General features: G+C 72.2%; 20 protein-coding genes. 8 read left to right on the top strand and 12 right to left on the bottom strand.

The annotated features are described in order from the left end of the window. Nucleotides 1-71: 71 nt before the first annotated feature. The 4 genes from AB0J53_RS07340 to AB0J53_RS07325 form a co-directional block, all read right to left on the bottom strand. Nucleotides 72-2,027, bottom strand: coding sequence for a hypothetical protein (locus AB0J53_RS07340; protein ID WP_364169522.1), 1,956 nt, complete (start codon nt 2,025-2,027; stop codon nt 72-74). A 210-nt stretch (nt 2,028-2,237) separates the two neighbouring features. Continuing rightward, entirely contained in the window at nt 2,238-2,951 is a 714-nt protein-coding gene (locus AB0J53_RS07335; protein WP_357587279.1) for a hypothetical protein, read from the bottom strand. After that, nucleotides 2,948-3,139, bottom strand: coding sequence for a hypothetical protein (locus AB0J53_RS07330; protein ID WP_364169518.1), 192 nt, complete (start codon nt 3,137-3,139; stop codon nt 2,948-2,950). The genes AB0J53_RS07335 and AB0J53_RS07330 overlap by 4 nt, the downstream gene beginning before the upstream one ends. Nucleotides 3,140-3,150: 11 nt before the next feature. Then, nucleotides 3,151-3,909, bottom strand: coding sequence for a hypothetical protein (locus AB0J53_RS07325; protein ID WP_364169515.1), 759 nt, complete (start codon nt 3,907-3,909; stop codon nt 3,151-3,153). 213 nt (nt 3,910-4,122) lie between these two features. Between AB0J53_RS07325 and AB0J53_RS07320 the strand changes: the two genes are divergently transcribed. Together AB0J53_RS07320 and AB0J53_RS07315 are read left to right on the top strand one after the other, a co-directional pair. Continuing rightward, entirely contained in the window at nt 4,123-5,379 is a 1,257-nt protein-coding gene (locus tag AB0J53_RS07320) for a Scr1 family TA system antitoxin-like transcriptional regulator (protein ID WP_364169513.1), read from the top strand. Between the two features lie 158 nt (nt 5,380-5,537). Further along, a complete protein-coding gene (locus AB0J53_RS07315) occupies nt 5,538-6,371 on the top strand; it encodes an SAM-dependent methyltransferase (protein ID WP_219511617.1) in 834 nt (277 codons plus the stop codon). A 34-nt stretch (nt 6,372-6,405) separates the two neighbouring features. Here the strand turns inward: AB0J53_RS07315 and AB0J53_RS07310 are convergent, their stop codons facing one another. Beyond that, the gene (locus tag AB0J53_RS07310; protein ID WP_364169510.1) at nt 6,406-7,227 is read right to left on the bottom strand and encodes a DUF4253 domain-containing protein; all 822 of its coding nucleotides are present in this window, start codon (nt 7,225-7,227) and stop codon (nt 6,406-6,408) included. A 120-nt stretch (nt 7,228-7,347) separates the two neighbouring features. Between AB0J53_RS07310 and AB0J53_RS07305 the strand changes: the two genes are divergently transcribed. The 3 genes from AB0J53_RS07305 to AB0J53_RS07295 are packed head-to-tail and all read left to right on the top strand — an operon-like array spanning nt 7,348 to nt 10,122. Next, on the top strand, nt 7,348-8,874 hold the full coding sequence (locus tag AB0J53_RS07305; RefSeq protein ID WP_364169507.1) for a carboxylesterase family protein: 1,527 nt from the start codon (nt 7,348-7,350) through the stop codon (nt 8,872-8,874). Nucleotides 8,875-8,881: 7 nt separating this feature from the next. Further along, nucleotides 8,882-9,487 (top strand): response regulator transcription factor, encoded by a 606-nt coding sequence (locus AB0J53_RS07300; RefSeq protein ID WP_219511574.1) that lies wholly within the window; start codon nt 8,882-8,884, stop codon nt 9,485-9,487. Beyond that, a complete protein-coding gene (locus AB0J53_RS07295; RefSeq protein WP_364169503.1) occupies nt 9,484-10,122 on the top strand; it encodes an HAD-IA family hydrolase in 639 nt (212 codons plus the stop codon). Before AB0J53_RS07300 ends, AB0J53_RS07295 begins: the two co-directional genes overlap by 4 nt. A gap of 26 nt (nt 10,123-10,148) precedes the next feature. Here AB0J53_RS07295 and AB0J53_RS07290 read toward each other — a convergent pair whose 3' ends face one another. Both AB0J53_RS07290 and AB0J53_RS07285 read right to left on the bottom strand, forming a co-directional pair. Next, nucleotides 10,149-10,781, bottom strand: a complete 633-nt coding sequence (locus AB0J53_RS07290) for a TenA family protein (RefSeq protein WP_364169500.1) — start codon at nt 10,779-10,781, stop codon at nt 10,149-10,151. Between the two features lie 70 nt (nt 10,782-10,851). Further along, a complete protein-coding gene (locus tag AB0J53_RS07285; RefSeq protein WP_364169497.1) occupies nt 10,852-11,967 on the bottom strand; it encodes a TIGR03118 family protein in 1,116 nt (371 codons plus the stop codon). Between the two features lie 111 nt (nt 11,968-12,078). Here AB0J53_RS07285 and ppgK point away from each other — a divergent pair, with 111 nt between their 5' ends. Continuing rightward, nucleotides 12,079-12,816 (top strand): polyphosphate--glucose phosphotransferase, encoded by a 738-nt coding sequence (gene ppgK, locus AB0J53_RS07280; RefSeq protein WP_219511580.1) that lies wholly within the window; start codon nt 12,079-12,081, stop codon nt 12,814-12,816. Between the two features lie 221 nt (nt 12,817-13,037). Then, nucleotides 13,038-16,907, top strand: a complete 3,870-nt coding sequence (hrpA, locus tag AB0J53_RS07275) for an ATP-dependent RNA helicase HrpA (protein WP_364169494.1) — start codon at nt 13,038-13,040, stop codon at nt 16,905-16,907. On the opposite strand, the gene AB0J53_RS07270 is transcribed toward hrpA, so the two are convergent. Both AB0J53_RS07270 and AB0J53_RS07265 read right to left on the bottom strand, forming a co-directional pair. Then, nucleotides 16,897-17,484, bottom strand: a complete 588-nt coding sequence (locus tag AB0J53_RS07270; RefSeq protein ID WP_364169858.1) for a Uma2 family endonuclease — start codon at nt 17,482-17,484, stop codon at nt 16,897-16,899. The genes hrpA and AB0J53_RS07270 overlap by 11 nt on opposite strands. Nucleotides 17,485-17,533: 49 nt before the next feature. Beyond that, complete coding sequence (locus AB0J53_RS07265; protein ID WP_357587264.1) at nt 17,534-19,537, bottom strand: catalase; 2,004 nt, start codon at nt 19,535-19,537, stop codon at nt 17,534-17,536. A gap of 105 nt (nt 19,538-19,642) precedes the next feature. On the opposite strand from AB0J53_RS07265, the gene AB0J53_RS07260 reads away from it, so the two are divergent. Then, nucleotides 19,643-20,299, top strand: a complete 657-nt coding sequence (locus AB0J53_RS07260) for an HAD family hydrolase (RefSeq protein WP_364169491.1) — start codon at nt 19,643-19,645, stop codon at nt 20,297-20,299. A gap of 10 nt (nt 20,300-20,309) precedes the next feature. Here the strand turns inward: AB0J53_RS07260 and AB0J53_RS07255 are convergent, their stop codons facing one another. The 3 genes from AB0J53_RS07255 to AB0J53_RS07245 are packed head-to-tail and all read right to left on the bottom strand — an operon-like array spanning nt 20,310 to nt 22,546. Further along, nucleotides 20,310-20,630, bottom strand: coding sequence for a DUF5709 domain-containing protein (locus tag AB0J53_RS07255; RefSeq protein WP_364169488.1), 321 nt, complete (start codon nt 20,628-20,630; stop codon nt 20,310-20,312). A gap of 33 nt (nt 20,631-20,663) precedes the next feature. Continuing rightward, nucleotides 20,664-21,197, bottom strand: coding sequence for a hemerythrin domain-containing protein (locus AB0J53_RS07250; RefSeq protein ID WP_364169485.1), 534 nt, complete (start codon nt 21,195-21,197; stop codon nt 20,664-20,666). Between the two features lie 53 nt (nt 21,198-21,250). Then, nucleotides 21,251-22,546: an MFS transporter gene (locus AB0J53_RS07245; protein ID WP_364169482.1), complete on the bottom strand. Its 1,296-nt coding sequence runs from the start codon at nt 22,544-22,546 to the stop codon at nt 21,251-21,253. Between the last annotated feature and the right edge of the window lie 75 nt (nt 22,547-22,621).

Raw genomic sequence — 22,621 nt, 5'->3', positions numbered from 1 at the left:
GACAGCTGACGGCCCCGGGCGCGATGCCCGGGGCCGTCACGTGCGTGGCTGGTGCATGGTGCTTGTCTGTTTCACTCGCCCTTAGGGCAATTGCTCCAATAACCGCCTCCGTTCGTGTCGGGGATGAACGCTCCTCGGTTCGTGGTCACGGTCCACGAAACGATCATGGTGAGGGTGCCGTCGCCGGCCGTGGTGCCCTCCGTGGTCCTGCCGTCGCCCGTGGCGGTGCCCGACCAGCCGACGGTGATCACGCCCGACTCGGTCACGGGCGGCCCGGCGCAACCCGGCCGCTCGGCGGGCGCCCGTACGGTGAAGGTGTTGCCCTCGACGGTGATGCCGTTCGTCCCGGAGAACGAGGTGACCCGGCAGTCGCCGGTGCAGGTGAGCCTGAACCGGCCGCTGCGCTTCTCGCCCAGCCGCACGGACGCGGGCGTCAGCCTGGCCGCCGGAGGCTCGGGCGCGGGCAGCGCCGTGCCGGGCTCCTCTGCCGCGCCGGTGGGCTCCCGCGCGGGAGGGTCCTGGAGCGTGGGCTCCTGGACGAGCGGCTCCTCGGCGGTGGGCTCGGGCCCGGTCTCTTGAGCGGTGGGCTCCTGCGCGGTCGGCTGCGGGGCGGTGGGGGGCTGGGCCGCCGCGGCGGGGGCGGCGGTCGTTGCCGCCTGACGGGACTGGGGCTTGAGCACCGACCACGTCAGGCCCCCGGCCAGCAGCACCAGGCCGAAGATCAGCGCCATCCGGACCAGCCAGCGCAGGGAGATGCGCGCCTCCGGGTCGTCCTCGTCGGGGCGCTCCCGCCAGAAGTCCTCCCACCGGGCGTCACCCCCGTCGTCGCGCGGCGGCGGCCGGTCACCGGCGTGGACGAGCTTGTCGCCGGGCTCGGCCCTGCGCCGCTCGCCCGGCCGCGCCGCCGGCCGGGCGCGCTCCCTGGCCCGCAGCGGGTCGTGCGGGGGGACGGGGTCGGGCGGCAGGTAGTACTCGCGCCGCTGCCCCGACCCCGGATGCGCGGCGTGCACGAGCGCCTGCCCGGAGCCGGCGCCGTTGCCGCCCCGCCGGACCCGGGCCTCCTCCACGACCCTGACCCCACGCCCCTCCCCTTCCTCCGCCACCGGGGCGCGCGGCACCGGGCGAGGGGGCACCCAGTCGTCCTCCGGAGGCTCGGGCGGGGTGGGGGCGGGGAGGGGTTCCTGGCCGGCGACGGCCGCGCCCGTCGCCGGCCAGGGGTTGTCCCTGGTCTCCGTCGTGGGGCCGGGGACCAGGGAGATCAGGGCCGGAGGCGGCTCCGCCAGCCCGCGCGCCTGGACGGGGAAGCCGTCCGGGCGCCAGGCGGTGTCGTCGTCCGGCAGCGGCTGCCCCCAGGCGGGCTGCTCGCGCAGGGTGCCGGGGGTGTCGGCCAGGGGGAGGCGGCGCAGCAGCGTGGCCGCGCGGAGCGTCCGGGGCGCCGCCTGACATTCCGGGCAGGTCAGGATGTGGCGGGCGATCCGCGTGCGGTTGCGGCGTCCGGGGGTCCTGGCCCAGTCGGTCAGCCGGGAGGCCAGCCGGGCGCAGCCGTCGCGGGTCCTGGCCGCCCGCACCGCCGCGAACCACTGCTCCAGCGTGTCGGCCGCCTCCGTGACGATGGCGGTCACGTCACCGGTGTCCGCGTCGAAGATCAGCGCGATCTCGTCGTCGGACAGCTCGTGCCGTACCGAGAGGTCGAGCAGTTCGCGGTGCGGGCCGTCGAGGGCCGTCAGACCCTCGGGCACCAGGTCGGGCGCGGGGCCGGGACGGGACCAGGAGCCGATGCTGGCCGGTCTGGCGGCGGCGACGGCGGCGCGGTGGGCGCGGGCCAGGGCGTACAGCCACGGCCGCAGCGCGTCCGGCGACGGGAGCCGGCCGGCGTGCGCGTGCGCCGACAGCAGCGCGCCCGCGACCGCCAGCTCGGCGTCGGAGCCCGCCAGCGCCGTGCGGCAGTAGTCGTACAGGTGCCGCCCGTGCTCGTCGCAGAGCGCGCCGATCGCCTCGCGCGCCTCGTCCGTCAGCGTCCGCCACATCTGATCGAGCACTCCTCACGTCACCGCGCCGACCCTCGCCCGGTCCTCGCAGGGGATGGGCCCGTCAGGCGGCCTCCGCGGCGGCGCCGGGATCGCCGGCGCCGGACCGCGTGCCGCCCGGACCGGCCGCAGGCCCGGCACGGCCGCGAGCCGGAGCGCCGGCGACCCTCGTCTGGGGGCAGGGGAGGGCGAGCGCGCCCGGTGCGGCGCTCACGAGGCCCTCCGGTGCGGGGAGCGGTTGAGCGTGACGGGCTTGCCGGTCGCCCGCGACAGCGCCCACCAGGCGGTGCACAGGTTGGACGTGAGCAGCACCCGGTCGTTGCCGGCGCCCAGCGTGCCCAGCGCCGGCAGCGTCGCCATGCCGCTGCCGACGAACAGCAGCACGCCGTCCCGGGGCAGCCGCGCCTGCTTCACCTGCTCCACCAGCTCGGCGGGGGTGATCGTGTACGGGGACCAGCCGCCCTGGGCGCGGACCGGGAGCACCCCGGCGATGCGCAGCCCGGCGGCCTTCCAGAAGCGCTCGGCCAGCTCCGTCAGCCACGGCTGGAACGGCGAGACGATGTGGACCTCCTCCAGCCCGAGATGCCCGATCGCCTCCAGGATGGCCACGGTCGCCGAGGCGAACGGCACCCCGCACCGCTCGGTCAGCCGCAGGCAGCCCTCGCGGTCCTCGTCCGGGTCGAGCAGGTAGCGGGGGGCGTCGCAGGCCATGACGAGCGCGTCGAGCGGCAGGTCGCCGAAGGCGTGCGTCATGGCGGGCAGCGCCGCGTTGTAGCTCTCCAGCCGCTCGGCCGGGGCCAGCCCGGGGCGTACCGGGAAGCGGGCGGCGTGCATGTCGGCGCGTGAGCCGAGCAGGCGGGTCAGCTCCGGCTCCGCCGACGGGTTCGCGGGCGGCACCAGCACGCCCACCCTGCCGCGGCTCATGTCCGCCTCCCGCCGTGCCGCCGCACGGGCCGCAGCCGCCGCACCGGGTGCGTGATCGGCGTGACGTCCGCCCGTGGCCCCGCCGCCTGGTCGAGGGGCGGCCGGTCGGGGGGTGGTGGCGGGCGGGTGCCGCGTACCGGGACCTCGCAGGGCCGGTGGCGCGGCCCGCGGACCTCGTCGGTGAGCATGATCACTCCTGTCAGGTCAGGGCGCCTGCGTCCGATGGGGACAGCAGGGCGTGGGGCGGCGCGGTCGCCTGGTTGGGCACGCTGGCCGCGACCAGCCGCTCGGACAGGCCCGTGGCCAGGCCCGCCGTCAGGTGCGGGAAGCCGATGCGCGGGGGCGGCTTGCCGCCGGTGACCGAGGTGGCGACCCGGCCGGCCAGCGACAGGTGCTCGGCGCAGCGGTCGCGCACCCTGGCCTCCAGCCCGGCGATCTGGGCGAGCCGGTGGCGCAGCGGCTCCAGCGTGGCGGTGCGTTCGAGCCCGGCGAGGTCGGCCAGCCGTCCCGGCCAGCGCAGCTCCTCGCGCAGGCGCGCCTCCACCTCCGGGACGACGCGTTCGGCGGCCAGCCCCTCCTGGAGCAGCCGGGTGGCGACGGTCACCGCCATGAACGACGTCAGGTCGTAGTCGGCCAGCCGCCCGGCCAGCGCGGCGTCGAGCACGAGCACCCGGTACGACAGGGCTTCGGCGCTCCAGCCCAGCACCATGAGGCGGTCGGTGCCCGCCTCGGCGTGCCAGCCGGCGAGCCGCAGCTCGCGCGCCATCCGCTGGTACAGGCTCCACGTGCCGCCGTCGCCGTCTGTCCAGATCTGGACCCCGCCGAGAGGCAGGTCCGATACGTTGACCGTTGTCCCGGCCGGAGCGATCCGGGAGCAGATGCGCTGGATCACCCGCTCCTGCGCCGGTGAGGCCGTGCTCTTGGTGAACCAGGGGCTTATCTGGTGATCGATGGTCACGTTCGGCCACCTCCCTGCCGGGGGCCTCCGAAGGGGCCGGCTGTCAGGTAACAGTTTCCACGTGTCGTACGATACTGGCCAAATGCGGGTTATGGTGTCAACTCTCAGTTTTCGACAATACGTGAGCGGCTCCGGTACGGGAAGAGCGCCCTGCGCGGACACGCCGGGCGGCGTCTAGGCTGGAAGAGCGTTCACGGGTAGCAGGAGGTCCGCGTGGCGAAGTTCGCCGAGCGACTCGATCTCGCGCTCAACAAGCGAGGTTTCACAGGCGCTCAAGTCGCCGCCGCGCTCACCGAGGCCGGCATCCCGATCACACGCGCCTACGTCAGCCAGTTGCGCACCGGCAAGCAGACCAACCCGACGCTCCAGGTGCTGCGCGCCCTGGCGGCGTGCCTCCAGGTGAGCGTTGGCTGGCTCGTAGGTGAGGATTACCTGGAGTCCGGGGCGGTGGAGGACCTTCAGCTCCGCGCCGCCGCCATCGGCGTGTCCGCCTCCGGGCTGTCCGACGCCTCGCTGACCGTGCTGCGAGGGGTGATCGAGCTGGCCCGCAGGGCCGAGGGCCTGCCCGAGGAGCCCGAGCCGGCCATGGAGATCCCCGACGCGGCGGCGCCGCTGGAGGAGCCGATGCGGGTGGCGCTCGGCGAGCGGCTCAGATCGCTGCGCCTGGCCGCGCAGATCAGCCCGGAGAAGGTGGAGACCGCGCTCGGCAAGGGCGCCGTCGCGGTCGAGGCGATCGAGGCCGGCCGCATCACGCCCGCGCCGGCCACCGTCGAGCGCCTGCTGACGCTCTACGGGGTGACCGCCGTGCCCGCCCGCGAGTACGTGCTCTCGCTGGCGCGCGGCGAGCGCGAGCTGGCCTGGTACGACGCCAGCTCGTTCCCGGTGTGGCTGGCGACGACCTGCGCCATCGACAGCCGGGCCTCGGTGATCCGCACCTATCACACCCACTTCGTGCCGCCGCTGCTGCAGACCGAGTCCTACGCGCTGGCCGCGATCGCCACGGCCGACCAGGGCTCGTTCCGCCACACCACGGCCGACGCGGCGGTCGACATCCTGGCCGCCCGGCAGCGGCTGATCTTCGGGCCCAACGGCCCGGTCGTGTGGGCGGTCATGGACGAGGGCGTCCTGCTGCGCTCGATCGCCGACCCGGAGGTCATGCTCGACCAGCTCGACCGGCTGATCGCCTACGCCAAGCGGCCCAACATCTCGCTGCACATCGTGCCGATGGAGGACCCGGCGTACGTGCCGCGCACCGGCCCGTTCACGCTGTGGCGCTTCGCGGAGGCGTTCGAGCCCGACATCGCGTGCTCCCACGCGCTGGAGGCCGACGAGCTGATCACCGACGGGGTCGTGGTGGAGGCGTACCACCAGGCGTTCACCAAGCTGTCGGTCACCACGACCACCCGCGACGAGACGATCGACATGCTCTGCGCGCATCGCGAAAGACTTTCACGTACGCCCGCGAATTGATCTCCGGGAATGCGAAAAGTCATATTTCCTCAAAATACACTGCCCCATGTAGTTGAATAAGAGAATTTATGGATCATTATTAACATTGGTCATCCGAGTGGGGTCAGAGACCGGAACTTTCCCGAATGGACGCGGCGAGGGGAAAGGGGCGACACGCAATGCGGCAACGTGCCATCCGAAACCTGGCCAATCTCGACACCGCACACGCGAGGATCACGCGCATCCTTGATGCCGCCACCGGAGGCAAGAACAACTTCCGGGCCGACCGTGAAGCGGTGAACCGGTACGACGTGGCAGCCGCGGTGACGACCGCCGCGGCTCGGGCCGTCCAGGGGTATCTGTGCCGGGCCGTACGGCACCTGGCCGGTGAAGGCGTTGACCAGTTCATGATCGTGGGAAGTGGTGTCCCCAGCGGCCTGCCACCCGGCGGGCAGCTGCATGACATCGCCCGCGACACGCTCCGTACCTCTTGTGCGCGTGTCGTCTATATAGAGAATGACCCGATGGTGCTGGCCAACGCGCAGGCCACCATCGAACCGATCACCGACTCGGTCCGCGTGGTCGAGGGCGACATCCGCCAGATCGACGAGATCCTCGACGACCGGGTCGTGCGCACGTTCGCCGACTGGAACCGGCCGATGGCCTGGGTGGTGGTGTCCACCCACAGCCTCAGCGACGACGAGCAGGCGCGCTACGTCGTCAAACGCCTGCGCCAGTCGGTGCCGGAAAGGAGTTATCTGGCGATCCTGCAGACGACGTTCGACGGCATACCGCCGGAGTTGCTGCCCGCCATCAACGACCTGCTGGCCATGACGCTGCCCGGGCACGCGGTGCGCTCCCGCGACCGGGTGGAGGCGTTGCTCGACGGTCTGGACCTGCTGGAACCGGGATTGGTGTGGGTCCCGGAGTGGCGGCCTGACGAGGGCGACCCGCACTGCGCCGACCAGCCGGGGACGTCGGGCAACTACGGGGCGGTGGCCCGCCTGCCGTGATCGGGACCCGCCGCCCGCCGCCGGGCGGGCGGCGTCAGTCCCACCAGAACGACCAGGCGTGCTCGCCGATGATCTGCTGCGCGTAACCCCGCAGGTCGCCCGGCCCCTGGACGACGTTGTCCGGGCAGAACGTCCAGTGCTCGGCCGCGACGCGCATGGCGTGCTCCGGCTCCACGGGCGGCGCCGCCACGCTCAGCTCCAGCGTGTTGAAGCCGACGCCCACCACCCGCGCGCCGAAGCGCTCCTCCCAGCTGCGCACCACGGCGGCCAGTGGCACCATCCACTCGTTGTGGTGCAGCGCGCCCTGCCAGCCCATCACGGCCAGCGCGTCGGCGCCCCGGGGCGCGGCCACCAGCCCCAGCGGCATCCCCCGCTCGGCCAGCACCCCGGCGTACCAGGCGGCGACCTCGTCCGGGTGGGCCACCGGCGTCCCCGGCGGGGCCAGACCGGGACAGATCGCCCCGTAGGGGTCGAGCTCGTCCAGGGCGTCCTGGGCGGGCATCTGCGACACCCACTCCTGCCACACCTCGGCCATGAACCCGTCGGCGGTGAAATGGTCGATCTGCACCGGCTCGTCGGGCACCACCTGCCCCACCGACCACGGCTGCGCGCTCTCGTCCAGCAGCACCGGCCACAGCCCGCTGCGCGGGTGCTCGGCGTGGAAGCGCCGCCAGTCGGCCCCGGAGACGGGCTCGTCGCTCATCCAGAACGCCGGCCGCGCCGCCGGCCCCTGCCCGGTGTAGCCCGGATCGGGCCACACCATGCCGCCCTCGGGCACAGCGATCCCCAGAGCCCGTCCCCTGCCGCCGTCGGCGAACAGCGGGCACAGCTCCGGCGGCAGCTGATGATCGTTCATGCCCTACCGTTCCGATACCGAATCCCGTCTCGCAGATGGTAATGCCGGGGACATTTGTCCTGGGCGATCCCGGATGCATGAACCTTCCGGCGTCCCGGGCGCTTCCGCGACCGTTGAGGCATGAGAACACTTCTCGCACTGGCCGTCCTGCTCACCGCCTGCGGGACCGCGACGAGCACCCAGGCCGCCCCGGACCCGGCGGTCGTCCGGACCGACGCCGGTACGGTGCGCGGCAGCGTGTCCGGCGAGCACCGGATCTTCCAGGGCATCCGCTACGCGACCGCCGGCCGCTGGGAGCCGCCCCGCCCGGCCCCGGCCTGGCAGGGCGTCCGCGACGCCACCGCGCCCGGCGCGATGTGCCCGCAGGTCGGCTCGCCGTACGCGCCCGTCCGCAGCGAGGACGAGGACTGCCTGTTCCTGAACGTGACCACCCCCGCCGAGCCCGCCAAGCCGGGCGCGCGGCGGCCGGTGATGGTGTGGCTGCACGGCGACGGCGCGCTCGGCGCCGGGCACTACTCCGACGCCCGCCGGCTGGCCGCCAAGGGCACGGTGGTCGTGACGATCAACTACCGGCTCGGCGTGTTCGGCGGCTTCGGGCACCCGGGCCTGGCCGACGGCGGCACGTACGGGCTCCAGGACCAGACCGAGGCGCTGCGCTGGGTGCGGCGCAACGCGGCGGCCTTCGGCGGCGACCCGGGCAACGTGACCGTGTTCGGCATCTCCTACGGGGCCTCGTCCATCGGCGCGCTGCTCACCTCGCCGGGCGCCAAGGGCCTGTTCCACCGGGCGATCATGCAGAGCGGCGAGACCATGATGGACATGCCCGCCGGCAGCATGGTGCCGGGCCTGGAGGCGCTGCCGTCGTTCATGTGGCGGCCGAAGGCCGAGATCGCGGCCCTGGGCGAGGCGTACGCCCGGCAGCTCGGCTGCGACAGCCTGGCGTGCCTGCGCGCGCTCCCGGTCAAGAAGATCCTCGACGTGCCGCAGATCATGAACGTGTTCCAGGTGTACGCGTACGGCAACCGGGTGCTGCCGCAGTCGCCGGACGAGGCCCTGCGCAAGGGCCGCTTCCACCGGGTGCCGGTGCTGGCCGGGGCGACCCGGGACGAGCATCGCCTCTTTGTCGCGATGAATTACGACATTCAGGGTAAAACGCCGAATTATCCCAAACTTGTACGGGAAGCGTTCGGCAGGAAGGCGCCTGACATTCTTCGTAAGTACCCGGTAAATCGGTATAAGTCTCCTAGTATTGCGTGGGCCACCGTCCTCACCGACCGCATGTGGGCCCGCGCCACCCACGAACAGAACACGCTCCTGGCCCGGCACGTCCCCGTGTACGGCTACGAGTTCGCCGACCGCGAGGCGCCGATGTTCCTGCCGCTGGAGAGCGGCTTCGACTGGGGCGCCTACCACGCGGGCGACCTGCCGTACCTCTTCGAGGAGAAGGACACCCCGCTCCCGCCCGCCCAGCGCGCGCTGTCGGACCAGATGATCGGCTACTGGACCAACTTCGCCCGCGCCGGCGACCCCAACGGCGACGGCCTGCCCACCTGGCCCCGCGCCTCCTCCGGCACGCTCGCGCTGGAACCCGGCAAGATCCGCGTCATCGACTACGCTGCCAGGCACCGGCTCGGTTTCTGGAAGTAGGACGGCGTTGATCAAGCTCCTGATCGCCGAGGACCAGGGCATGATGCGCGACGCGCTGGCCCTGCTCCTCGGGCTGGAGGACGACCTGGAGATCGTCGCCCAGGTGTCGTCCGGCGACGCGATCATGGCGGCCGCCGAGACCCACCGGCCCGACGTGGCGCTGCTCGACATCGAGCTGCCCGGGCGCTCCGGCCTCGACGTGCTGCCGGAGCTGCGGGCCGCGCGGCCGGACTGCGCGGTGCTGATCCTCACCACCTTCGCCCGGCCGGGCTACCTGCGCCGCGCGATGGAGGCCGGGGCCGCCGGGTTCCTGGTCAAGGACGGGCCCGTCGAGGAACTGGCCGCCGCCGTCCGCCGGATCGCGGCGGGGGAGCGGATCGTCGACCCGGCGCTGGCCGCCGCCGCGCTGCGCGCCGGGCCCAGCCCGCTCACCGACCGCGAGCGCGACGTGCTCGCCGCCGCCCTCGACGGCGCCACCATCGCCGACGTGGCCGCCCGGCTGCACCTGTCGGAGAGCACGGTGCGCAACCACCTGTCGTCGGCCATCGGCAAGACCCACACCCGCAACCGCATCGAGGCCGCCAGGCTCGCACGGCACAATGGATGGCTGTGACCTCCACCGAAGCGACGCCCGCCGGCCAGACCCCCGCCGGCCGGACCCCCGCCGGCGCGTTCCCGTACGACGCCGTGCTGTGTGACCTCGACGGCGTCCTGCGCCTGTTCGACCTCGACGTCCAGGACGCCATCGAGGCCCGCTACGGCCTCCCCGTGCGGCGCACCGCCTTCGCCCCCGAGATCCTCTCCCCGGCCACGCTCGGCCGCGTCACCGAGGCGCAGTGGGTCGACTCCGTCGCCGCCGCGCTGGGCGGCGACGAGCGCGCCAGGCAGGCCGCCGCCGAGTTCGCCGCCGTGCCGTTCCGGGTCGACGAGGAGGTCAGGGCCCTGCTCGCCAAGGCCCAGGAGCACGCCCCGGTGATCATCGTCACCAACGCCATGGACAGCCTGGACGAGCACCTCGACCGGCTCGGCCTCACCTACTTCGCCGACGCCGTCGTCAGCAGCGCCCGCGTCGGCGTCGCCAAGCCCGACCGGCGCATCTACGAGATCGCCGCCGAGCTCGCCGGGGCCGCGCCCGAGCGCTGCCTGTTCGTCGACGACCGCGCCGAGAACGTCGCCGCCGCCGTCGCCCTCGGCATGACCGGAGTCCACTACCGGCAGGCCGCCGACCTGGCCGTCGCCCTCGGCTAGCCGAGGGCGTCAGACATGGCCCTCGGTTAGCCGAGGGCCATGTCGAAGAAGCGGCGCTCCAGCTCGACCGCCCGGCCGAACACCTCCAGCACGCGCCGCCGGCCCGCCTCGCCGAGCCCCGGCCCGAGCCGGTCCAGCTCGCCGCGCAGGAAGTCCACCCACGCGCGGAACTCGGGGCCCTCGTGCAGCCCGATCCACTCCCGGTGCACGAAGCCCTCCGGCAGCGGCTCGACCGCCCTGGACGCCCAGCCGAGGTAGGACCACTCGGCCACGCACAGCACCGCCGCGACCGACGGGTAGTCCTGAGAGGCGCGCACCTCGTCCATGAGCTGCCGGAACTCCGCCGTCACCGGCTCCGTCGCCGCCTGCGTGCTGCCGCCGAGCGCCGCCAGCGCCCGGTGGAAGTACGTCTTCTCCTCCGTCGTCGCCACCTGGCCGAGGAACTGCCCGTACGGGACGCGCGCCTCGAAGGTGTCGGCACAGGCGACGGCCGCGCCGAGGAGCGCGGTGAAGGAGTCGACGAACTGGAAGTCCTGCTCCAGGTAGCGCCGCATGTCGGCCTCACCCGTCGTGATCGCCGTGGCGAACGGGTGGGTCACCACCGCCGTCCACTCGGGCTCGCACTGCTCGCGCAGCCATGCGCTGAAGGTCTCGGTCACGTACCCGACTCTAGGCCCTGACCCCCGGCTCCCGGCGCGGGCCGGGGGCCGCGCCGGGAACGCCCGAAGGTCAGTAGCCGCCGTACGGCTGGCTGGGGGCCTTCGTGGGGGCCTTCGTCGGGGCCTTGGTGGCCGGGGCCGCCGGGGCGGCGGGACGGGAGCCCGCCGGGCGGATCACACCGAGCAGGCCGTGCGTGCCGCCCTCCAGGCCGGCCGAGAACCACAGCGCGTTCTCGCCGCCGTTCGCCGCCGTGCCGGGCTCCAGGTCCCACAGCCCCGGCAGCGTGATCGCCTTGCCGCCGGCCGTGCGCAGCGCGCCCAGGTGGCGGTTGCCGCGGTAGGCGTGGATGGTGCCGTCGCCGAAGTTGCCGACCAGCAGCGCGCCCGCGTACTGGCCGAGGCGGCGCGGCGCCTTGGTGATCGCCCACGGCGCGTTCAGGCCGGTCCGCGCGATGCGCCCGGTCAGCCTGCCGTCGAGGTCGAAGCGGCTGACGAAGCCCTTGCCCGCCCCGGCGACCGACTTGCCGGTCTTCGGGTCGCGCAGCGCGTACGCCACCCACACGTTGCCGTTGACCACGGCCACGTTGAACGGCGAGTAGTTCGCCGGGACCGCCGCGTCCCTGAACTGCGAGCGCGACAGCCGCACCCGCCGGAAGTCGGCGTCGAAGGCGTGGATCCGGCCGCCCGCGAAGTCGGCCGCCAGCAGGAAGTCGCCGTCGTCCGTCTCGGCCAGCGCCAGGCCCTTGTAGTCGGCGCCGCGCGTGAACGCGCCGATGATCGCGTTCTTCGGGTCGGCCTCGGCGTTCCAGCCGCTGATCGCGCCGCTCGGGCTGGAGAAGACGAACGTGGCGGGTTTGCCCTTGACGGTGAAGCCGTCGCCGGGGTTGAACACCTGGCCGGTCGGGGCGCCGCCCGGCACGACCACCTCCGTCGCCTCCTTCTTGCCCTGGCCGGAGTAGACGGTGGCGCTGCCGGTGCCCGTGTTGGACACCCACAGCGTCTTGCCCATGGCCAGCCCCCAGGGGTTGACCAGCTTGGGATCGGTGAGCGCCGCCTTGCCCTTGACGTCCGACACCAGGTTGACGACGTCGAACCGGGTGCGGTGGCTCGTGGCCTGTGCGGGGGTGTTGAGAGTGCTGCCCATGACGACCGCGACAGCGCCCAGGGCGATGATGCGTGACCGCATCCGTACCTCCTTGATAGCGCTTGTGACGCGAGATACGCGAGAGCCGCCTCCCGGGTTCAGTTAGGGTCCCTGGAGGTGTTTCGCGGCCGTGTACGGGGGAGTGGAAGACGCATGGACGTGCTGGGCATCGACATCGGCGGCTCGGGCATCAAGGGCGCGCCCGTCGACCTGGAGACCGGCGAGCTCACCCGGGAGCGGCTGCGCGTGCCGACGCCGCGCCCCGCCGTGCCCGGGGCGGTCGCCGCCGAGGTGGGGCGGATCGTCGAGCACTTCGCCTGGACGGGCCCCGTCGGGGTGGCCGTGCCCGGCGTGGTGCACGGCGGCGTGATGCGCGACGCCGTCAACCTGCACGAGTCGTGGGCCGGGGCCGACGCCGCCGAGCTGTTCGGCGGGGCGGCCGTGGTCAACGACGCCGACGCGGCCGGGCTGGCGGAGATGACCTACGGCAAGGGGCGCGGGGAGCGCGGCACCGTGCTCATGCTCACGTTCGGCACCGGGATCGGCAGCGCGCTGTTCGTCGACGGCGTGCTCGTGCCCAACACCGAGCTGGGCCACCTGGAGCTGCACGGCCACGACGCCGAGCACCGCGCCTCCGACCGGGCCCGCGAGGAGCACGACCTCGGCTGGCGGGAGTGGGCCGGGCGGGTCCAGGACTACCTGGAGCACGTGGTGATGCTGCTGTCGCCGTCGCTGATCATCATCGGCGGCGGGGTCAGCAAGAAGGCCGACAAGTTCCTGCCGTACGTCCAGGTGGGCGTGCCCGTCATCCCCGCCGCGCTGCGCAACGAGGCGGGCATCGTCGGGGCCGCCGCGACAGCCGGTAATCGGCGCAGCACAGCGCTGCCGTAAACGTGATCAAACAGAGGCAACCCGGAGGCTGTTCCAGGAGTCTCATAGACGTGACCGTGGCCCGCCACGACTCAACTCTGGGGAGAGTGGGCCGGTCGTGGCGGGCCACGGTCACCCAGCGGCACGACGGGGCCCCGATATTGGGATGCGCCGCGCCGCGCGGTGGGGCACGATGGGCCGTTGGCTCCCGGCGAGCGGGGCCCGAATATCCTTGAAGCAGTATGGGAACTCCTGCGTTGTCCTCTCCACTCACCGAGCTCCAGTCCCGCCTGCCCGGTCTGATGCCGCGCGACCAGCGGCGGCTGCGGCGCAGGCTCGACGGCGTGCGCCGGGTGCGCTCCCGCGAGGCGCGCGAGAAGATCGCCGCGGAGATCCTCGCCGACGTCGAACGCGCCGAGCAGCGGCTCGCGCGACGCCGCGAGGCCCTGCCGGTCGTGACCTATCCGGACAACCTGCCGGTCTCGCAGCGCAAGGACGACATCCTGGCGGCCATCCGCGACCACCAGGTCGTGATCATCGCCGGTGAGACCGGGTCCGGCAAGACCACCCAGATCCCCAAGATCTGCCTGGAGCTGGGCCGGGGCGTGCGCGGGCTGATCGGCCACACCCAGCCGCGCCGCATCGCCGCCCGCACCGTGGCCGAGCGCATCGCCGAGGAGCTCGGCACCGAGCTCGGCCAGGCCGTCGGCTACAAGGTCCGCTTCACCGACCAGGCGAGCGACCGCACCCTGGTCAAGCTGATGACCGACGGCATCCTGCTCGCCGAGCTCCAGCACGACCGGCTGCTGGAGCAGTACGACACGCTGATCATCGACGAGGCGCACGAGCGCAGCCTCAACATCGACTTCATCCTCGGCTACCTCAAGCAGCTCCTGCCGCAGCGGCCCGACCTCAAGGTCGTCATCACCAGCGCCACCATCGACCCCGAGCGGTTCTCCCGCCACTTCGACGACGCGCCGATCATCGAGGTGTCCGGCCGCACCTACCCCGTCGAGGTCCGCTACCGGCCGCTCGACGACGAGGACGACCAGACGCAGGGCATCGTGCACGCCTGCCGCGAGCTGATCGGCGAAGGCCCCGGCGACATCCTCGTCTTCCTCAGCGGCGAGCGGGAGATCCGCGACGCCGCCGACGCGCTGGCCAAGGCCGAGTTCCGCAACACCGAGATCCTGCCGCTCTACTCCCGGCTGAGCGCCGCCGAGCAGCACCGCGTCTTCCAGCGCCACACCGGCCGCCGCATCGTGCTCGCCACCAACGTGGCCGAGACGTCGCTGACCGTCCCCGGCATCAAGTACGTCGTCGACCCCGGCTACGCCCGCATCTCCCGCTACAGCCACCGCACCAAGGTGCAGCGCCTGCCCATCGAGGCCATCTCGCAGGCCAGCGCCAACCAGCGCAAGGGCCGCTCCGGCCGCACCTCCGACGGCATCGCCATCCGGCTGTACGAGGAGGAGGACTTCCTGGCGCGGCCGGAGTTCACCGACCCGGAGATCCTGCGCACCAACCTGGCCTCGGTCATCCTGCAGATGACCTCCATCGGGCTGGGCGACATCGAGGCGTTCCCGTTCGTCGAGCCGCCCGACCGCCGCCAGGTCAAGGACGGCGTCAACCTGCTGCACGAGCTGGGCGCGTTCGACGCCCACGGCAAGCTCACGCCTGTCGGCCGCAAGCTCGCCGCGCTGCCCGTCGACCCGCGCCTGGGCCGCATGGTGCTGGAGGCCGAGCACAACGGCTGCCTGCGCGAGGTCATGGTCATCGCCGCCGCCCTGTCGATCCAGGACCCGCGCGAGCGGCCCTCCGACAAGCAGCAGCAGGCCGACGAGAAGCACCGCCGCTTCGCCGACCCCGAGTCGGACTTCCTGTCCTACGTCAACCTGTGGAACTACCTGCGGGAGAAGCAGCAGGAGCTGTCGTCCAGCGCGTTCCGCCGCATGTGCAAGGCCGAGTTCCTCAACTACCTGCGCGTGCGCGAATGGCAGGACATCTACAGCCAGATCCGCCAGTCGCTCGGCGCCCACCCCGGCACCGAGACGGCCGACCCGCGCCAGGTGCACGCCTCGCTCCTGGTCGGGCTGCTGTCGCACATCGGCGTCAAGGACGTCATGGACAAGCGTGGCGACGGCGGCCGCCGCCCCGTCCAGGAGTACATCGGCGCGCGCAACGCCCGCTTCGCCATCTTCCCCGGCTCCGCGCTGGCCAAGAAGCAGCCGCAGTGGGTGATGTCGGCCGAGCTGGTCGAGACGTCCCGGCTGTGGGCGCGGGTCAACGCCAAGATCGAGCCCGACTGGGTCGAGCCGCTGGCCCAGCACCTGGTCAAACGCTCCTACTCCGAGCCCCACTGGGAGAAGAACCAGGGCGCGGTGATCGCGCTGGAGAAGGTCACCCTGTACGGGCTGCCGCTCGTGGTCGGCCGCAAGGTCAACTACGGCCGGATCGACCCCGACCTGTCGCGCGAGCTGTTCATCCGGCACGCCCTCGTCGAAGGCGACTGGGACAGCCACCACAGCTTCCTCAAGGCCAACCGCAAGCTGCTCGAAGAGGTCGAGGAGCTGGAGAACCGGGCCCGCCGCCGCGACATCATGGTCGACGACGAGGCGCTGTTCGACTTCTACGACCAGCGGGTGCCCGCCGACGTCGTCTCCGCCCGGCACTTCGACGCCTGGTGGAAGAAGGCGCGCACCGAGCAGCCGGAGCTGCTCACGTTCTCGCCCGACATGCTCGTCAACGAGGGCGCCGACGTCAGCGCCCGCGACTACCCCGACACCTGGCGGCAGCTCGGCCAGCGGATGAAGCTGACCTACCAGTTCGAGCCCGGGGCCGACGCCGACGGCGTCACCGTGCACGTGCCGCTGCAGGTGCTCAACCAGATCAACTCCGACGGGTTCGACTGGCAGATCCCCGGCCTGCGCGAGGAGCTCATCACCGCGCTCATCCGGTCGCTGCCCAAACACCTGCGCCGCAACTTCGTGCCCGCCCCCAACTACGCCAAGCAGGTGCTGGCCGCCGTCAAGCAGGGCGGCGAGCCGCTGCTGGAGGCCGTCGAGCGCGAGCTGCTGCGGCTGACCGGCGTCCGCGTGCCGCACGACGCCTGGCAGCTCGACCAGATCCCCGACCACCTGCGGATCACGTACCGGGTGATCGACGAGCGCAAGCGCACGATCGCCGAGGACAAGGACCTCGACGCGCTCAAGCGGCGCCTGGCGCCGCGCCTGCGCAAGTCGCTCTCGCAGGCGGGCGACGACCTGGAGCGCACCGGCCTGACCACGTGGAGCTTCGGCACCCTGCCCAAGGTGTTCGAGCAGGGCCGCATGAAGGGCTACCCGGCGCTTGTCGACGCCGGCGACTCCGTCTCCATCAAGATCTTCGAGACGGAGGCCGAGCAGCGCCGCTCCCACTGGACCGGCACCCGCCGCCTGCTCCTGCTCAACGTCACCAACCCGGCCAGGTCGCTGCTCGGCGGCCTGTCCAACCAGGCCAAGCTCGCGCTGTCACGCAGCCCCCACGGCGGCGCGGTCGCGCTGTTCGACGACATCGTCAACGCCTCCGTCGACAAGCTGACGAACGACGTCGGCGGCCCCGCCTGGGACCCGGTCGCCTTCGACCGCCTCTACCAGCACGTACGGGCCCACCTGTGGGACACCGCCGCCGAGGTGCTGTCGCGGGTGGAGCAGATCCTCACCGTCTGGCACGCCATCGGCACCCGCCTCGACGGGCTGCGCGCCGGCGCCTCCACCCAGGACGTACGCGACCAGCTCGGCAGGCTCGTCTTCCCGGGGTTCGTCACCGCCACCGGCCACCGCCGCCTCCCCGACATCCTGCGCTATCTGCGTGCCGTCGAGCGCCGCCTCACCAAGCTGCCCGAGGAGCCGTGGCGCGACGAGGAGTGGATGGACCGGGTGCACCGGGTGGAGGACGACTACCAGGACCTTCTCGACCGCCTGCACCCGGCCAGGCGCTCCGACCCGGACGTGGTGGAGATCCGGTGGATGATCGAGGAACTGCGGGTCAGCTTCTTCGCACAGACGCTCGGCACCCCGACCCCGGTGTCGGAGAAGCGCATCGCCAAGGCGATGGACAGGCTCAGCCCTTGAAGATCGACGTGTCCAGCTCGAACCCGACCGGCTCGGGCAGGGTGATCGGCGAGCCGACCGTCACCTTGGTCATCGAGGTGTAGGCGCCGTCGACCGGCTTGCTGTAGACGGTCACGCCCGGCTCGTCGCCGATCGGGTCGATGAGCAGGTAGACGGGCACCTTGCCCTTGGCGTAGACCTTGGGCTTGTCGTCGCGGTCGATGCGGGCGCTGCCCGGCGAGACCACCTCGGCCGCGAGGAGGATGCCGGAGGAGAGCAGCTCCAGGTGGCCCCAGCGGGGGCAGTCGGGTGGCGAGAGCACGTAGTCGGGCTGGCAGGAGTCGCGCGGGCCCTCGATGCAGACGTTGACGCCGCCGGGGGCTCCCCGCCAGCCGTGCTCCCTCCTGAGAGGCAGGAGCGCGTCGTGCAGGTCGCTCGCCATCCAGCTGTGCTCGGGGGTGCCTAGTGGGCTCAAAATGACCTTCCCTTCGATGACCTCTGCCCGGACGTCGGGCATGGGGGGTAGGGCGTCGAAGACGTCTCGGAGATGATGCGGTGCGGTGTCGCTCACGGCGGGCTCCGGCTTGCTGATCGTCATGGTCGCCATGAACATGTCCCTTCGTGTTCGAGCAGGCACGCTCAGTATTTCACGCGGGAAGGCTGGACACGTCCCGGTCGTAGAAGCGGTGGGCGGCGACGGCCTCGGCGAACGGCTGGGCGATGTCGTCGCCGGTGACGACGCCGGTGCTGCCGGGCAGGCGGGCGGCCTCCACGAGCTGCGCGCCGGAGCCGACGGCGCCGATGGGCTTGCCGTGCTTGTACGCCTCCATGATCCAGAACTGGGCGCGGCCCATGGCGGCCAGGGCCTGGCCGTCGGCGGCCACGACCGCGTCGTACAGGACCGAGTTGGCGGCGCTGAGCTGGCGGTCGACCGGGATGCCGCCGATCGAGCCCTCGTGCGGGGCGATGATCTCGCAGATCGCGCCCTGCCCCTCCAGCGCCTGCTTGAGCGCGGTGACGGCGGCGGCGTCGGTGCCGTCGGCCATGAGGATGGCGATCTTGCGGGTGGCGACGCCGCCGGGCTGGTTCGTCATGCTGAGCGCGGGCGAGGCGTCGGAGTGCACCGGGCCGCCCTGCGGCACGGGCAGGCCGAGGCCGTGGGCGACCTGTTCGGCCAGGTCGGGGTGGACCGAGCCGAGCTGCTTGAGCACGCCCTCCTTGATGTGCTTGCGCTCGACGTGTCCCAGCTCGAACAGGAACGCTGAGACGATGTGCCGCTTCTCCCAGTCGGCCATGCTGTTCCAGAAGAGCGTGGCCTGGGTGTAGTGGTCCTCGAAGCTGGGGCTGCGCTTGCGGATCTTGGTTCCGTCGATCTTCTCCTGGTAGTGCTTGTAGCCGTCGATGGCGGCGGGGCAGCCGCCGCTGATGGAGTTGATCGCGTAGCTGGTGCGCGACTCGTGGATGAGGTGCTGGTGGAAGCCGTCACGCTGGTCGTTGCGCACCGGGCTGACGGGCTGGTTGACGGGGATCTGCGGGAAGTTCGGGCCGCCCAGGCGCAGCAGCTGGGTGTCCAGGTAGGAGAAGAGCCTGCCCTGGAGCAGCGGGTCATTGGTGAAGTCGATGCCGGGCACCACGTTCCCGAGGTGGAAGGCGACCTGCTCGGTCTCGGCGAAGAAGTTCTGCGGGTTGCGGTTGAGCACCATCCTGCCGATGGGCTTCAGCGGCACCTGCTCCTCAGGGATGATCTTCGTGGCGTCGAGCAGGTCGAAGTCGAAGTCGTGCTCGGCCGACTCGGGCACGAGCTGCACGCACAGCTCGTACTCGGGGTAGGCGCCCCGCTCGATGGCCTCCCACAGGTCGCGCCGGTTGAAGTCGGGGTCGTTGCCCTGAATGCGCAGCACCTCGTCCCACACCAGCGAGTGGGTGCCGAGCACGGGCCGCCAGTGGAACTTGACGAACGTGGCCCGCCCCACGTTGCTGACGAACCGGAACGTGTGCACGCCGAAGCCCTGCATCATCCGGTACGAGCGCGGGATGGCCCGGTCGGACATCAGCCACATGACCATGTGCATCGTCTCGGGCTGCATCTGGACAAAGTCCCAGAACGTGTCGTGCGCCGACTGCGCCTGCGGGATCTCGTTGTGCGGCTCCGGCTTGACGGCGTGCACGAAGTCGGGGAACTTGATGCCGTCCTGGATGAAGAAGACGGGGAAGTTGTTGCCGACCAGGTCGAAGTTGCCCTGGCTGGTGTAGAACTTGGTGGCGAAGCCGCGCACGTCGCGCACGGTGTCGGCCGACCCGCGCGAGCCCGCCACGGTGGAGAAGCGCACGAACACGGGGGTCCGCGCCGTCGTGTCGTTCAGGAACTCGGCGCACGTCACGTCGGCCATCGACTCGTAGACCTGGAAGTAGCCGTACGCGCCCGAGCCCCGGGCGTGCACCACCCGCTCGGGGATGCGCTCGTGGTCGAAGCGGGTGACCTTCTCGCGGAAGTGGAAGTCCTCCATGATGGTCGGACCCCGGGTGCCGGCCTTCAACGAGTTGTCGGTGTCGTCGACCGGGCAGCCCTGGTCCGTGGTCATGGGCGCGTCGTCCAGCGGCACCCGGTACTGGCGGAGCTGGGTGTCCTTGGCGTCGGTCTCAGGCTTCATGAGGTCCCCCCTGGCTGTCGAACCACACCTACCCCGGGGGCATCACTGGCCACTCCGGCGGATCCGTACAGTGGAGGGAAAATTCCAGATAACGGATGGGTTTTGATGATCAAGGCAGTGGTGCTGGACGTCGGTGAGACGCTCATCGACGAGACGCGCATCTGGTCGCGGTGGGCCGACCGGCTCGGGGTGCCCAGGTTCGTGCTGATGGGCGCGCTCGGCGGGATGGCCGCGCTCGACCGGTCCCACAGCGACGCGTTCGAGCTCGTACGGCCCGGCTTCGACTTCGAGGCGGAGAACGCGGCGTGGGAGCGGGACGAGCCCGGCAGCCTGCGCAACCATTTCGACGCCGACGACCTCTACCCGGACGTGCGGGAGGCGCTCGCCGCGCTGCGGGCGGCCGGCTACCAGGTGATCATCGCGGGCAACCAGCCGGAGCGGGCCTACGACGCGCTGGTGGCGATGGAGCTGCCGGTCGACTCGGTGCACACCTCCGACGGGTGGGGGGTGGCCAAGCCCGCGCCGGAGTTCTTCGGCAAGGTCGCGGCGGTCGCCGGTCGGCAGCCGGGGGAGATCCTGTACGTGGGGGACCGGCTGGACAACGACGTGCTGCCGGCCTCGGCGGCGGGCATGCGCACGGCGCTGCTGCGCCGGGGGCCGTGGGGCTACCTGCACGCCGAGCGGGCACAGGCCGCCCAGGTCGCCGACGTCATCGTCGACGACCTGCACGCCCTGCTCCCCGCCCTGCGCGGCATGGCCTGACGGCGGGGAGTCACTCGTCGTCGCGCTCGATGTGCACGGCGCGTTCCTCGGCCGACAGGTCGCCGCCGTCCTCGCCCCAGTCGGAGCCGATCTCGCGGTCCTCCGCGTCGGCCTCCAGGCCCTCGTCCGGCTGGGTCAGCCGGTGCTCGGGCCGGGGCGGGTGGCGCAGCCTGTCGGGCAGCTCGCGTCTGAGCCGTTCGTCGAGTGAGTCGCGATGCCGGGGATCATCCTCGGTGATCTCGTGGTTGAGACCCCGGTCGTCGGTCCATTCCTCGACCGTGATCCCCTGCTCGTCGCTGTATCCGTATCGGTCCGGAGGCTGTTCGGTCATACGCGTCCCCTACCCCGTGGACGGGCCGAAATCCTAGGTTCCGGCCTGCCGCAGGGCGTCACGCAGTTCCTGCTTGTCCATCCGCGACCTGCCGGGGATGTCGGCGCGCTGCGCCTGCTCGTACAGTTCGGCCTTGGTCTCGCCGGTGACGGTCAGCGCGCGCAGCTCCTCGTCGCGGCGCTGCTTGAAGGCCTGGCCGAGCTCGCGCAGCCGTTCGGGGGTCGCGGACTCGGTCAGCTGGGGGAGGAGTTCGTCCTCTTCCTCCTTGACGTGGTGGGTGACCGCGGCCTCGAGCCGCTGGAGGGTCTGGCGGAACTCCGCGCTGCCGGGCTCGGCGCGTACCAGGGAGTCGAGCAGGACCTCGGCCTCCTTGTGCTCCTCCACGCCGTGGTGGGCGTCGAGCTGGGGGTAGACGCGGTCCTCCTCGGCGCGGGAGTGGGCGGTGAGCAGGGCGTGCAGCTCGGCCGCGGTGGCGGCCTGGTCGCCCTGGCCGCTCCTGAGCCGTTCGAAGAGGGCTTCGACCTCGCGGTGGTCCTGGGTGATGAGGGAGATGACGTCGCTTGTCATGAGCACCGGGGCTACCCCGCCGGCGGCGGTCCAATCACGGTGGCGGGCACCGGTCAGGCGTTCTCCAGAACCGGGTTCAGCGTGCGGGCGGGCGCGGGCCGTACGGGCTGCGGGGCGCGCTGCGGGGCCGGGGCGGGGGCGGGGCGGCGGGCGAGCCTGGCGAACGCCACGGCGGCCAGCAGCGTCGCCGCCACGCAGGCCACGCCGCCCGCCTCCAGGGCCGCGCGCGGGCCGAAGGCGTCGCTCAGCCAGCCGAGCACCGGGCCGCCGAGCGCGCCCGAGGCCGCGCCGACCATGCCGACCGCGGCGATGACCCGGCCGCGCATGGCGTCGGGGCTGTCGAGCTGTGCCCGCGCCGAGACCGTGGTGTCCACCAGGATGGCCCCGGCCGCGATCGGCAGCATGGCGACGGCGAACGCGGGCAGGGTCGGCAGCAGCCCGCTCAGCGCCTGCAGGACGCTGATGGCGAGGGCGGAGACGAGCAGCAGCCGCAGCGTCAGCCGCGCGCGGGAGGCGGTGATGACGCCGCCCACCACGGTGCCCACGGCGAAGACCGTGGACAGCAGGCCGTAGCCGCCCGCGCCGCCCTCCAGCGGGCCCGCGCTCATCGCGGCCATGGTGACCTGGTAGTTGCGCCCCAGGCTGCCCAGCACCAGCGACAGCGCCAGCATCACGAGCAGCCACGGGGTGCGCAGCACGTACCGGAGCCCGGCGGCGATGGCGCCGGGCTCGCGCGCGCCGCTCTCCAGCTCGTGGAACTCCGACGCGCGCATGGCGGCGACCGCCGCGATCACCGCGAAGAACGTGACCGCGTTGATCACGAACAGCCCGCCCTGACCGGTGACGGGCAGCATCACGCCCGCGATCGACATGCCCAGGATGCGCCCGGCGGAGTTGATGACGGAGCCGAGCGCCATCGCGTTCGGCAGGTCCTCGCGCGGCACCACCTCCGCGCCGAACCGGCCGAGCGCGGGCCCGCCGAGCGCCGAGACGACGCCGCCCGCCAGCGCCACCGCGTAGATGGGCAGCATGGAGTCCACGCCCGTCAGCGCGATCACGGCCAGCACGGCGGCCAGCGCGGCCTGGGCGAGCTGGGCCGCGATCACCACCGGGCGGCTCGGCAGCCGGTCGGCCAGCGCTCCGCCCCACATGCCCAGCAGCAGCGTCGGCAGCGCCTGCATGACCAGGCTGAGGCCCATGCTGGTGGCCGACCCCGTCATGGACAGCACGAGCCAGTTGACCCCGAGGACCTGCATCCAGGTGCCGGTGATGGAGACCAGGTCCGCGCCTGCCCAGAGCCGGTAGTTGTGATGACGGAGGGCGCGGAACGTGGAGGAGGTGAGGGACAAGACTTTTCCTGTGCTTGACGGGGGCGACAGGTGGTGAACACGCGCTTTACGGACACGGATTCCGGTATGTCCGAA

Origin of the sequence: Nonomuraea sp. NPDC049725 (assembly GCF_040674795.1) — a bacterium.
GTDB classification, from domain to species: domain Bacteria; phylum Actinomycetota; class Actinomycetes; order Streptosporangiales; family Streptosporangiaceae; genus Nonomuraea; species Nonomuraea ceibae.
Note: the sequence above shows the minus strand (reverse complement) of the source record. Positions and strands in the feature narration are given on the sequence as shown.